This is a genomic window from Carbonicoccus niuqiaonis, from assembly GCF_050157065.1.
Classification (GTDB): Bacteria; Actinomycetota; Actinomycetes; order Propionibacteriales; family Propionibacteriaceae; genus Avipropionibacterium.
The window spans coordinates 3,270,338-3,283,229 of sequence record NZ_CP189573.1 but is presented as its reverse complement, the minus strand read 5'-3'; the positions used below and the strand labels follow the sequence as shown (position 1 = coordinate 3,283,229).

At 68.9% G+C, this 12,892-nt stretch carries 10 protein-coding genes; 7 read left to right on the top strand and 3 right to left on the bottom strand.

The window, feature by feature from the left end; genetic code table 11:
* Positions 1-3 precede the first annotated feature (3 nt).
* The 3 genes from rplQ (at position 4) to ACQBAU_RS15000 (ending at position 2,798) form a co-directional block, all read left to right on the top strand.
* Complete coding sequence (gene rplQ, locus ACQBAU_RS15010) at positions 4-744, top strand: 50S ribosomal protein L17, sunset domain variant (protein WP_434548239.1); 741 nt, start codon at positions 4-6, stop codon at positions 742-744.
* Positions 745-999: 255 nt separating this feature from the next.
* Positions 1,000-2,340, top strand: coding sequence for an arylsulfatase (locus ACQBAU_RS15005; protein ID WP_465256083.1), 1,341 nt, complete (start codon positions 1,000-1,002; stop codon positions 2,338-2,340).
* 47 nt (positions 2,341-2,387) lie between these two features.
* Positions 2,388-2,798: an MmcQ/YjbR family DNA-binding protein gene (locus tag ACQBAU_RS15000; protein ID WP_434548241.1), complete on the top strand. Its 411-nt coding sequence runs from the start codon at positions 2,388-2,390 to the stop codon at positions 2,796-2,798.
* Positions 2,799-3,270: 472 nt separating this feature from the next.
* On the opposite strand, the gene ACQBAU_RS14995 is transcribed toward ACQBAU_RS15000, so the two are convergent.
* Positions 3,271-5,592: a glycoside hydrolase family 43 protein gene (locus tag ACQBAU_RS14995; RefSeq protein ID WP_465256082.1), complete on the bottom strand. Its 2,322-nt coding sequence runs from the start codon at positions 5,590-5,592 to the stop codon at positions 3,271-3,273.
* Positions 5,593-5,847: 255 nt separating this feature from the next.
* Between ACQBAU_RS14995 and ACQBAU_RS14990 the strand changes: the two genes are divergently transcribed.
* The 4 genes from ACQBAU_RS14990 (at position 5,848) to ACQBAU_RS14975 (ending at position 10,871) form a co-directional block, all read left to right on the top strand.
* A complete protein-coding gene (locus tag ACQBAU_RS14990) occupies positions 5,848-6,813 on the top strand; it encodes an ABC transporter permease (protein WP_434548243.1) in 966 nt (321 codons plus the stop codon).
* Complete coding sequence (locus ACQBAU_RS14985; RefSeq protein ID WP_434548244.1) at positions 6,810-7,844, top strand: carbohydrate ABC transporter permease; 1,035 nt, start codon at positions 6,810-6,812, stop codon at positions 7,842-7,844. Before ACQBAU_RS14990 ends, ACQBAU_RS14985 begins: the two co-directional genes overlap by 4 nt.
* Positions 7,845-7,914: 70 nt before the next feature.
* On the top strand, positions 7,915-9,525 hold the full coding sequence (locus ACQBAU_RS14980) for an extracellular solute-binding protein (protein ID WP_434548245.1): 1,611 nt from the start codon (positions 7,915-7,917) through the stop codon (positions 9,523-9,525).
* Positions 9,522-10,871 (top strand): sulfatase-like hydrolase/transferase, encoded by a 1,350-nt coding sequence (locus ACQBAU_RS14975; protein ID WP_434548246.1) that lies wholly within the window; start codon positions 9,522-9,524, stop codon positions 10,869-10,871. The genes ACQBAU_RS14980 and ACQBAU_RS14975 overlap by 4 nt, the downstream gene beginning before the upstream one ends.
* Here ACQBAU_RS14975 and ACQBAU_RS14970 read toward each other — a convergent pair.
* Both ACQBAU_RS14970 and ACQBAU_RS14965 read right to left on the bottom strand, forming a co-directional pair.
* Positions 10,864-11,589, bottom strand: a complete 726-nt coding sequence (locus ACQBAU_RS14970) for a cupin domain-containing protein (RefSeq protein ID WP_434548473.1) — start codon at positions 11,587-11,589, stop codon at positions 10,864-10,866. The genes ACQBAU_RS14975 and ACQBAU_RS14970 overlap by 8 nt on opposite strands.
* Positions 11,590-11,647: 58 nt before the next feature.
* Positions 11,648-12,769: a Gfo/Idh/MocA family protein gene (locus tag ACQBAU_RS14965; RefSeq protein ID WP_434548247.1), complete on the bottom strand. Its 1,122-nt coding sequence runs from the start codon at positions 12,767-12,769 to the stop codon at positions 11,648-11,650.
* Positions 12,770-12,892: the final 123 nt, after the last annotated feature.

The window sequence follows — 12,892 nt, the reverse complement described above, 5'->3', positions numbered from 1 at the left end:
AACATGCCTACTCCCACCAAGGGCGCCCGCTTGGGCGGTAGCCCCGCCCACGAGCGGATGATCCTGGCCAACCTCGCCAGCCAGTTGTTCGAGCACGGCCGCATCACCACGACCGAGGCCAAGGCCAAGCGGCTGCGTCCGCTGGCCGAGCGGCTGATCACCAAGGCCAAGCGGGGTGACCTGCACTCCCGTCGCCAGGTGATGTCCACCATCCGTGACACCGGGGTGGTGCACCACCTGTTCACCGACATCGCGCAGCTGATGGAGGGACGTGACGGCGGCTACCTGCGGATCACCAAGGTCGGCCCGCGCAAGGGCGACAACGCGCCGATGGCGATCATCGAGCTGATCGACGAGCCGGTGACCTCGCGGGCGAAGTCGGACAGCGCACCGGCGACCACCGACGTCAGCGACACCAGCGACGTGGAGCCGGCCGCCGAGGTCGACGAGGAATTGGCCGCCGACGCGGTCCGTGCCGAGGCCGATCCGGCCGCCGCGGCCGAGGCCGAGCTCGACGCCAAGGACTACGGCGACGACTCGTACCGTGGCGAGGAGCCCCCCGCGGGCTTCGACGTCAAGGGCAACGAGGACTCGATGAAGTTCCACACCCCTGAGTCGCCGTGGTACGGCCGCACGATCGCCGAGGTCTGGTTCACCAGCGCGGAGGCCGCCGAGGCCGCCGGGTTCGTGAACGCGGTCGCCGACAAGGACGGCGACGACGACGCGGACAAGGCTGACGCCTGAGTCCCACCGAAGCACCCTGAGACAGGGGCGGTTCCCGAACGGGAGCCGCCCCTTTCTCGTTCCCGAACACATGCTCGGAGGGTGTCCGGCGTGCCGGGTCGCGCCTGATTCCGCAAAGCGACCGGTCGACGGGAGTGGGGCGCGGCGCTCAGGCGTGGGCGCGCCGTCCCCACTCCGCCGACCGGTCGCTCTGCGGAATCCGCGGCACCTCAGCCGGCGCGGCGACCCGAGCGGCCCGTCGGTATTCTGTGGAATGTGGCAGCCAACATCGTGATCATCCACGTCGACAACCTCGGGATGGGCGAGCTCGGCTGCTACGGCGGCGGCATCGTCCGCGGGGCGCCGACACCGCGGATCGACGCCCTCGCCCGCGAGGGGCACCAGCTGTGGCACTACATCGCGGAGCCCCAGTGCTCCCCGTCCCGCTCGGCACTGCTCACCGGTCGCCACGCCATCCGGTCCGGCACCTACGCGATCCCGGAAGCCGGGGGGACCGGCGGGCTGATCGGCTGGGAACGCACCCTCGGCGAGCAGCTCCACGACGCAGGGTATGCGACCACGTGCCTCGGCAAGTGGCACCTGGGTGCCGAGCACGGCCGGTGGCCCACCGACCACGGCTTCGAGACCTTCTACGGTCCGGCGCGCACCTACACCGAGTGCCTCTGGCCCGAGGACCCGTGGTACCGGCCCGGCCGTGACCCGGAGTCCTTCATGGTCGAGGGCACGATCGCCGACGGGGTCCGCGAACTGACCGACGAACGCCTGACCTTGGAGCGACGCCGCGACGTCGACGCCGATTACCTCGACCGTGCCACGGCGTTCATGGCTGACTCCGTACGTGAGGAGCAGCCGTTCTTCCTGTACTTCAACCACTCGATGCTGCACATGCCGACGATCCCGCGCCCCGAGTTCGCGGGCAGCACCGGGCAGGGGGACTGGGCGGACTGCCTCGCCGAGCTCGACGCCGACGTCGGCGTGCTGCTCGACACGATCGACGACCTGGGCATCGGCGACGACACGATCGTGATCTTCGCCGGGGACAACGGGGCCGAGGACAACCAACCGTGGCGAGGTTCGTCGGGCGTCTTCGACGGGTCGTACTTCTCCTCCAGCGAGGGCGGCCTCCGCACGCCGTGCCTGGTGCGCTGGCCGGGCGTGGTGGCGGCCGGCCAGGTGTCCAACCAGCTGGTGCACCAGGTCGACCTGTTCACCACACTGCTCGGCTGGGCCGGCGTGCCGGTGCCCGAGGACCGCGAGATCGACGGGCTGGACCAGCGTGACTTCCTCAGCGGCACCACACGCGAGTCGGCCCGCGAAGGCTGCATCGTCTGGGTACGCGACCAGGTGCACGCGGTGAAGTGGCACGACTTCAAGGTCGTGTACCGGCGCCAACAACACTTCCGCGACGCCCCCGAGACCCTTGGCTACCCCGACGTGGTCAACCTCACCATCGACCCGAAGGAGCGCGAGCGGTACACGGCCGGACTGCTGCACACCTGGGTGCCGTTCCACGCCCGCCGGCTGCTGGACGACTTCAGCGCCTCGTGCGTACGGGAGCCCGTGGTCCCGGCGGGAGCGCCCGTCGACCACCGTTGAGTCGTCGGGCCGCGCCCGGCCGCCCTCGGTTCTGACAGACTCGAGGGGTGTCCCGGCCACCGCGCATCGAGCCCTCCGGCGACGTGGTCAGCCGGGTGGCGGTCGTCGCGTTGGCACTGCCCGACGCGTACGAGGAGGATGCCTGGACCGGCGTCCGGTGGCGCGTCCGGCAGAAGACCTTCGGTCACGTCCTGGTCGCGCAGCAGGGTTACACCTCGGCGTACCGCGACATGACCGGGGTGACCGAGCCGACCACCGTGCTGACCTTCCGGTCGTCCGGCGACGAGCTGCTGGCCCTGTCGCACGCCGGGCCGCCGTTCTACCAGCCGCCTTGGTCACCCACCGTCGTCGGGATGGTGCTCGACGCGAACACCGACTGGGACGAGGTGGCCGAGCTGGTGACCGAGAGCTACCTCTGCTGCGCTCCCCAGAAGCTCCGGCGCCGGCTGGGTCGGTGACGTCGCTCGTGGTGCCGGTTGGCCGGTGACGTCGCTGTTGCGCCGGTTCGTACGCGCCCGGGTCTCGGGGCCGCGGTTCATGGGCGTTGTCCTGCAGCGAGTGGGCAGTAGGCGTGGTCTCCAGCGTCGATTCGCCTCTCCGCCTGCCCGCTCGGTGCGTGGGGCCCTCTCCGACTGCCCTCTCGGCGGGTGGGGGCCTCTCCGACTGCCCTCTCGGCGGGTGGGGGCCTCTCCGACTGCCCTCTCGGCGCGGGGGACCTCTCCGACTGCCCTCTCGGCGTACGGGACACCCTCGAGAACGCTCAGGCGTCCGTTCGACAAGGCCAGGGCTGGTTGCCAACGACCTCGCTTACGGGCTGCTCGTTCCCGTTTCCGCAGACCGACCGGTCGACCGGGGTGGCGATGCGAGCGGCAGGCGTGGCGCCCGCCGTCCGCACCCACCGACCGGTCGGTCTGCGGAATCCGTCCCGGGTCAGGCGCCGTAGAACCGCACGTGGTGGAAGGTGGCGGTCAGGCCCTCACCGCCGAGTGACACCATGCCGATCCGCGGGTTCTCCCCGGCCGGCATGGTCCAGATCCCGCCCCAGATGTAGTTCTCGCCGTCCCGGCTGGTGGCCACCTGGTACTGGTGTTCACCGTTGTCGGGGTTGACCGTGTGCCGCAGCCGCAGCCACATCGTGTCGGCCGACGGCCCCATCTGCATCTCGGGCCACGCGTCGTTGTCCCGGCCGATCCACAACAGCACCTGTCGGGACAGACCGACCCGGCTGGGCGCCAGGTGGATCGAGTCCGCCGGGCTGCGGAACGCGATGATCCCGGCCTGCGCCCGCGCGACGGCGGCGTCGGTGATCGGCAGGTGCAGCTTCGCCTCGACCGTGTAGGTGCCCTCGGGTGCGTCACGCAGCAGTGCCGAGGCCATCGTGGGGTTGCCGTTGAACGCGGCGTTCTGCGTCGGCCACACGTACGTGCCGTCGACGACCTCGCCGTCGGCCGGGCCGAACCACTCCCAGCCGGTCAGCTCGTCGTCGTCGAACTCCTCGCTGTACGCCGGCAGCAGCGGTCCCACCTCGGGGTCGGGCTGCTTCTCGGTCACCGGGGTGTACAACTCGGTGACACCGACGTTGTCGGCCTCGCCCGCCCCGTGCGTGGCGGCGACACCGCCCGCGGTCCGCAGCGTCGGGACCTCGAGCTCGACCGTGGCCAACGGGGTGCCGAGCATGGCCTGGCTGAGCTCCACCAGGGCCTGTCCGTCGCGGACCTGGGCGGTCACCGCATGCCAGGTCGTCAGGTCGGCGTCGGCATGGACCGGTGCCGCCTTGCGCTGGGTGACCGTCCCGTTCTCGGTGACCTCGACGACCAGACCGTCGGTACGGTCCAGCCACGCGACCACGTGGTTGGCGGCGTCGGTCCAGCCGATCACCAGCCCGGTACGGCCCTCCTCACCGCGCAGTCGCAGGTCGGCCTCGACGCGGACGTCGTCGGCAACCACGGTGTCGGTGACCAGGAAGAGCGGTTCCGGGGCGCGGCCGGCACTGCGGACGTAGCGACCGGCCGCCTGGTCACGCGAGGTCATCCACTGACCCGCTCCCGCCCGGTGGAAGGCGCCGAGGCCGTCCTCGAACCCGGTGCCGACCGACCACGCGCCGACCGGTGCGGTCTCCCGTTCCTCCGACGACCACGCGCCGGCCCGGACCGTCGGCCAGCCGTCGATCCAGTCGAGCCGGTCCATCAGGGTCGGTCGGCCACCCCACTCCGGGGTGGTCCGGTCGAAACCGTTGACCAGGATCCAGTCCTGGCCGGACTTGTCGACCACGTTGGCGCTGTGCCCGGTCGCCACCCACTTGTTGCCGTTCGGTGAGTTGACGATGGTGCCGCCGGGGTGCAGGTCGTTCAGCCCGACCCCCTCGGCGTCGACGAACGGCCCCATCGGGGAGGTGGACCGGCCGACGAACACCGGGTACGCACCCTTCTCACGTTCACAGCAGCCCAGGCCGGAGTAGAACAGGTAGTAGAAGCCGTCCCGCTTCACGATGTACGGGGCCTCGCCGCGACTCGGCGCGACCACCCGGGTGGCCGGGCCTTCTGCCGTACGACCATCGGCGGACAACCGGACCGCCACGATGCCGCCGTTGCGGAACGAACCGTAGTACAGGTACTTCTGGCCGTCGGTGTCGACGAACACGGCCGGATCGATCTCGGTGACGGCGTCGTTGCGGTTCACCACCGGGGCGCCGACGTCGGTCCACGGACCGGCCGGAGTGGGCGCGGTGGCCAACCCGATGGCATTGTCGCCGTTGCCGGCCGCGGAGTAGTACAGGTGGTAGAGGCCGTTGATGTAGCGGACCTCCGGCGCCCAGTAGTAGGTGCCCTCGAACTGCCGCCAACTGGGGTGGTTGTCGGGGCCGAAGACCTCGCCCACGTACTCCCAGTTCACCAGGTCGCTCGACCGGGTGATCGGCATGAAGTACTGGCTCTCCCACGGACCGCCCTGGTTGTCCTTGCGCATCACGGTCTGGGTGGCGTACGCGTACCAGTAGCCGTCCTTGGCGCGGATGATGGCCGGATCGGAGAACGCGTCGGCAAGGTTGTCCATCACGTGGTTGCGGTACGTGCCGGGTGGGTCGTCGGGGTCGGCGTGGGCCGGCCCGGTCGGGGTGGCCAGCACCAGGGTCAGGCAACACAGCAGGGCGATCAGTGCTGGCAGATGCCGTTGGGCCCGGTACGTCCCGGGCAGTGGTGGGCGTGCACCGCGGGCGGCACGCCATGGACGGACGGGGGGCGGGATCGAGCTCATTGGGCTGCTCCTTCGCAGACGCCGGGGCTGCACCTTCGCCACGGACGGTGTGGCCCGGGCCTACGTGATTCCGGTCCGGCACCAATCCGGGGAAAGCCTGTACCCAGCATCCTGCAGCGTGTACAGTGCGAAGGCAAGGGATTTCTACATCGTTGTACAGGATTTCTGCGATGGGCCGTCCCGACAGACAGTGGTGTCGATTTCAAAGGGGGTTGCCGTGGCAACCGACAGCAGCGGGCCTGCTGGTGTCGCCCGATGAGGGTGGGTGGCGTCAAGGTCGACGAGTCGACCCAGGTGGCCGGATCGAAACGGCTGGGGGTGTTCGGCAGGCTGCGACGTGACTACCCGGTGCTGCTGCTGGCACTGCCGGGGATGCTGATCGTCCTCGCCTTCCAGTACTACCCGCTGTACGGCAACGTGATCGCCTTCCAGGACTTCCAGCCCTACCTCGGGATGGACCAGAGCCTGTGGGTCGGGTTCCAGAACTTCTCGGTGATCATCAACGGTGACCCGGCCTTCCTCAACGCGGTCAAGAACACGCTGATCCTCACCTTCATCCAGACCGTGATCGTGTTCCCGGCACCGATCGTGGTCGCCCTGGTGCTGCACAGCCTGCTGTCGAACAAGCTCCGACAGTTCGTGCAGTCGGTGATCTACCTGCCCCACTTCATGTCCTGGGTGATCGTCGTCGCGGTCTTCCAGCAGGTGCTCGGCGGCTCCGGCATGATCAACAGCATGCTCCGGGCCAACGGCCTGGAGACCTTCCACCTGATCGGCAACGCCGACCTGTTCCGGGTGCTGCTCACCTCGCAGGTGATGTGGAAGGACACCGGCTGGGCCACCATCTTGTTCCTCGCGGTGCTGTCTCAGATCGACCGCTCACTGTACGAGGCGTCGGCCGTCGACGGGGCCGGCCGGTGGAGCCAGACCTGGCACGTGACGTTGCCGGGGATGCGCCCGATCATCGTGCTGTTGCTGATCCTGAAGCTGGGCGACTCGCTCAGTGTCGGGTTCGAGCAGATCATCCTGCAGCAGCAGGCGGTCGGGACGGGGGTCTCGGAGGTGCTCGACACCTACGTCTACAACCACGGCATCCTCGGCGGGAACTGGGGGGTCGCGACCGCGGTGGGTCTGGTCAAAGGGGTGATCGGCCTGATCCTGGTGCTGACGGCCAACAAGGTCGCCCACCGCTTCGGAGAGGAAGGGGTGTACCGCGCATGAGCGAGATCGAGACCAAGGCGGCCCGGACGTTGTTGCCGGCCGGGCCTCCCGACGCGTCGGACCCGGCCACCGGCGGACCGTCCGACGGCGCCCGTGGCCCGCAGCATTCCACCGCGCCCGGTGGCCGCAAGCCCGGCCGGCCGGCGATGATCGACGGCATCCCGTACCCGGGCATCGTCGAGCGCATCCTCAAGGGGATCTTCCTGACCGTGATCTGTGCCCTGGTGATCCTGCCGTTCGTGGGGATCGTCTCGACCAGCCTGGCCACCCCCGAGGAGGTGGTCGCCTCCGGCGGTTTCGTGTTGATCCCCACCCAGGGCCTCGACCTGAACGCGTACCGGACGATCTTCACCGGCGGGGTGGTCACCCAGGCGCTGTTCGTCTCCGGCTTCATCACCATCGTCGGCACCGCGATGGCGCTGTCGCTGACCTGCCTGCTCGGGTGGGCCTTGAGCCGCCGCGGCACACTCGGCAACCGGTTCCTGCTGCTGACGGTCCTGATCAGCCTGCTGTTCAACCCGGGCATGATCCCCACCTACCTGGTGGTGCAGCAGTTCGGGCTGCTGGAGACCCTGTGGTCGGTGATCGTCCCGGTGAGCGTCAGCGCGTTCAACGTGATCGTCGTCCGGGCGTTCTTCATCAACATCCCGTCCGAGGTGATCGACTCGGCCATGATCGACGGGGCGTCGGAGTGGCAGTTGTTCTGGCACATCGGTCTACCCCTGTCGAAGGCGGTGCTGGCGGTGATCGGCCTGTTCTACGGCGTCGGGTACTGGAACGCGTTCTTCAGCGCCATGCTGTACATCGGCGACGCCACCAAGTGGCCACTGCAGTTGGTGCTGCGCACGTACGTGATCAACGGAGTGCCGATGGGGGCCCAGGACCTCGGCTTCACGACCGAGGCGCTACCGCCCCAGACCTCCATCCAGATGGCGATCCTGGTCATCTCGGTGGTCCCCATCCTGTGCGTCTACCCGTTCCTGCAGCGGCACTTCGCCAAGGGGGTGCTGACAGGAGCGGTGAAGGGGTGATCGAACCGGTCCGACCGCACGGTCGGTGAACCACGAACGAAGAAGTTCCACACCAGTGAAGGAGAATGTCATGTCCTTGAGTCGACGACGCCTGTTGGGCTCCACCGTGGGTGCCCTGGCACTGGGCGGCATCGCCGCCTGCAGCAACGAGGGCCGCGGTGGTACGACGGGGGAGGAACAGCAACAGGCCAACGAGGCCGCGAACCTGCCCGCGTACGTCCCGTACGACGGGGTCGAACCCGACATCGCCGGCGAGAACGGCGTGGGCAACGTGTTCTTCGCCTACCCCGCCGAGCCGGTCAAGGCGATCACCGACCCGATCGGTGACGGCCAGCCGATCGAGACCCTGGGGATCACCAACACCCCCATCCCGCCGGGGGTCGACAAGAACGAGTTCTGGCAGGCGTTGAACGAGCGCGTCGGGTCCGAGTTGCGGATCTCGCTGGCGAACCCGTCCGACTACACCCAGCGCTTCGCCACCGCGGTGGCCGGCGGCAAGCTGCCCGACATCTTCTCGGTCGGCTCGGCACCCCAGCTCCCGCAGTTGCTCGACGCCGAGGCGCTGGACCTCACCGAGCACCTGGGCGGTGACGCGGTCAACGACTACCCGTTCCTGGCCAACATCGGGACCGAGTCGTGGAAGTCGACCGTCTTCAACGGCAAGATCATGGCGGTCCCCGTCCCGCGAGGGGTGATCAGCACCTACCTGCTGTACTTCCGCTCCGACATCCTTGCCGAGGAAGGGATCACCGAGCAGCCGGGGTCCTACCAGGAGCTGTACGACCTGGCCAAGCAGCTGACCAACCCGCAGCAGAACCGGTGGGCGTTCAGCTACGTCCCGGTCGACCACATCCGACAGATGTACGAGATCCCGAACTCGTGGTCGGAGGAGGGTGGCCAGTTCACCAGTGCGTACGAGCACGAGGCGCAGCCCGATGCGCTGGAGGCGTCCCGCAAGCTGTTCGCCGACAAGCTCGTCAACCCCGACGCGTTCACCGCCCAGTGGCAGGACTACAAGACATGGTTCGCCAACGGGTCGGCGCTGTTCACCTTCGACTCGTTCAGTGGCTGGCCGGGTTACCTGAACCGGCCCGGGTCCCCGGAGTTCGAGCTCAGCGGCTGGGGTCCGGTGAAGGCCGAGGGTGGCGGCGAAGCGCCCATCTGGTTGGGCAATCCGACCAACTCGATCACCTCGATCAACGCCAAGGCGGCGGACCGGGTCGAGACCTTGTTGAAGTACCTCAACTTCCTCGCCACCCCGTTCGGCACCGAGGAGTACCTGTTCCGCAAGTTCGGCGTCGAGGGCACGCACTACACCCTCGAGGGCACCGACCCGATCCTCAACGACAAGGGCAAGAGCGAGACGCAGATGGGCCTGCTGTACATGGTGGATGCGCCGTGGCCGATCTACGCGCCCGGCGACCGGGAGGCGACCCAGGCCCAGTTCGACGCGCAGAGTGCGATCATCCCGACGGGGCTGGCGAACCCGACGATCGGGTTGTACTCCGAGACCAGCTCGCGTCAGGGCAACCAGCTGTCGAAGACCTTGAACGACCTCGAGGACGACATCGTGCAGGGCCGCAAGAAGGTCAGTGACTGGGCCCCGGCGGTGCAGGACTGGAAGTCCAAGGGTGGTGACAAGATCCGCGACGAGCTGCAGGCGGCACTCGAGGCACGATGACGGTGCGACCCCGGCGGCCGAACGTGTTGGTGCTGATGAGTGATGAGCACCGACCCGACTTCCTCGGCCATGCCGGGCATCCGGTGGTCCGGACACCCCGGCTGGACGCCCTGGCGACCGACGCCGTGGTGTTCACCGGGTGTCACACCCCGTCCCCGATCTGCGTCCCGGCACGGCAGGCGATGGCCGCCGGGCTGACACCGCGCAACCTCGGGGTCGAGGTGATGGGGGTCGACGAGTCACCACCCGGGACGATGACGTTCGCCCGACGCTTCTCCCAGTACGGCTACCAGACCGCGTGTGCCGGCAAGTTGCACTACCTGGGCGAGGACCAGATGCAGGGGTGGCGGCGTCGGGTCGGCGCCGAGATGGAGACGTCCACCCGGTTCGTCCCCGACCGGGAGGTGTCGGCGTTCGAGGGCTGGACCGAGCCGTCGGCCCACAAGTGGAGCATCGTGGACGAGATCAGGCGCTCCGGTGTCGGCGACAACCCGTTGACGGCCGAGGACGAGTACGCCCTGGCCGGGGCGATGCACGTGGCCACCCGGCACTTCACCGATCCGCACTACGGGCGGGCGGTGCCGGACAACCCGTTGCTGTTGATGTTGAGCCTCAACGAGCCGCACTACCCGTACGCGAGCCCGCGGGAGGACCTGGTGTCGTACTACCTCGAACGGGTGGAGCCGTTCGTCGACCAGCAGGTGTTCGACCACGGCTTCCTGGGTGGCAGGTTCGTCGCCCGGGTCGGCCACGAGGTGACGCGGGACGAAGCCGTACGGGCGTCCGCTGCGTACTGCGCCATGATCGAGAGTATGGACGACCGGCTGGGCCGGTTGCTCGACCACCTGACCGCACTGGGTCAGGACCTCGACGACTGGGTGATCGTCTACACCTCCGACCACGGCGAGATGTTGGGCGAGCACGGGGTGTGGGAGAAGCAGAAGTTCTTCGACGCGAGCGTCCGGGTGCCGTTGCTCATCCGGTACCCGAAGGCGTTCGGGTCGGCGGTGGTCAGCGAGAACGTGAGCCTGGTCGACCTGTTCGCCACCCTGGTCGACCTGGCCGGCATCCCGTGCCCGGACGGTCTGGACTCGCGGTCGCTGGTGCCGCTGTGCGAGGGCACGGCCACGGACTGGCCCGACGAGGCGATCTCGCAGTTCGACCGGACCAACCTGATGATCAAGGTCGGGGACCTGAAGTACCAGTGGTACGCCGGCGACCGGAGCGAGGTGCTGTTCGACCTGGCAGGTGATCCGGGGGAACTACGCAATGCCGTGGCCGATCCGCGGCATGTCGAAGCAGTGGCCCGGTTCCGTCGGCGCCGGGCCGAGCTCGGCTTCAGCTGACCGGTCGGCCCGGTTCGTCGGGGTCGGGGCGCAACTGCCAGGTCTGCAGGTGCCCGCACATCCCCAGGGCGGTGAGGGTCTCGCCGCGACGGGTGACCGGGGAACGCATCGCGCCGGGGTCGCCGGCGGTCAGGCTGTCCAGCTGGGCGAGCGTGTCGTCGACCGCGACGGCCGGGCCGGACTTGACGAGGTCGCGCCACTGGTCGGTGCGGCCACGCACCAGGTGTGCGGCACGTTGCAGGAACCGCTCGAAGCCGGGACGGCCGGCGGTGATCAACTCCTGGTAGCCGGCCAGGGCGTGGTCACGACGTCGTCGTACGGCCTCCTCCCGGACGGCCGCCTCGCCGGTCGGCAGCGCCGCCGCCCGGCGGTACCGGTCGGGATCGGCGAGGTCGGCGTCGGGGAAGGTGAGTACGGCGTCCCCGTGCTCGGGAAGTCCCGCATTCGCCATCACGGCAAGGATGTCGAGGTCGCCGGAGTCGTTCACCAGTCGATGCACGGTGCCCGGGGTGAACCACAACACGTCGCCGACCGACAGCTCGTGCTCGGTCAGCCCGGCCAGGCTCAACGTCTGCACCCGGCCGTGGCCGCCGAGCACCACGTACGACTCGGTGGAGGCGGTGTGCAGGTGGGGTGAGCCGCCGGCCAGTCCGTCGGCCGCGGTCCACGGGTACACCTGCAGTCGGGTCAGCCCCGTACCGCCGGGGAAGGTCTCCATCCGGATCACCTGCGCCTTCTCATGATCAGTTCGGCCATGATCAACTCACTCTGGGTCATCAGTGCGCGTCCTTGACGTCGTCCCACGGTGCCATGCCCCGGCCGTCCATCGCGCCGTGGAACGGGGAGTCCGGGCCGATCTCGCCCCGGGCCACCGGCTTCTGAGTGAACGCCGCGGCGTAGGTGGCGGCGACCAGTTCGAGGGTGAGTCGACTCTCGGCGGACGTGACCGGAAGTGGGGCGCCGGTCTCGAGGGCGTCGGCCACCGCGGCGAACTGGGCGGCGTGGCCGGACTTCATCGCCGAGGGCACCTGCTGCCAGGCCGCGTCGTTGCCGTCCGCGGCCGCGGTGAACCGCCAGTTCGTCTCGTCGTAGCCGTAGGTGTGCTCCACCTCGACCGTCGCCAACTCGAAGTCGAAGCGGAGGTTGCTGCTCTCCCGCGGTGCCATCAGTGAGGTGAGCACCGTGGCCACCGCACCGTTCTCGAACTCCACGATGGCGGCCGACAGGTCCTCGGTGTTGGTGGGCCGGGCCTGTCGCTTCGCGACCGCGGTGACGCGTGACCACGGTCCCAGGATCGCCAACAACAGGTCGGTCTGGTGGATTCCGTGTCCCAGCGTGGGGCCACCGCCCTCGTTGCCCCACACGCCCCGCCACTCGGGGTCGAAGTAGTCGGGGGCGCGGAACCACAGCGTGTTGCACACCGCACTCATCGGCTGGCCGAGGGCGTTGTCGGCCACCAGTCGGCGCAGCCGCTGCCCGGCGGATCCGAACCGATGCTGGAAGACGGTGCCGAACGACGCCGACGACGCGGTCTCGGCGGCGATGATGGCGTCCATGTCGGCCAGGGTCATCGCCGGCGGCTTCTCGCACAACACGGTGACACCGGCCTCGAGGGCGCGGACCGCGAGCGCGCGGTGCGACCCGGGCGGGGTGCACAGGTGGATGACGTCCGGCGGGTCGGTCGCCAGCAGGTCACCCAGATCGCCGTGGTGGTTGGGGATCGACCACTCCGCGGCGAAGGCGCGGGCGGTGTCGGCGTCAATGTCGACACACGCCACCAGATCGCTGCGGTCGACCTCCCGCAGGGCACGGACGTGGGACTTCGCGATCCCGCCGGTGCCGACGATGGCGACGCGTGGCCGCACGACAGCGGCTGGATCGGTGGGCGGCGACGTCATGGTCGGCCTCCTCGAGTTCGGGCTGCTCGTTGACACCAGTGTCGTCGATGTCATGGGCAACCGTTTCCCCAACCACTGTACAACGTTGTACACTCAAGCGGTCGCGACCCCACGCCCCAGTCG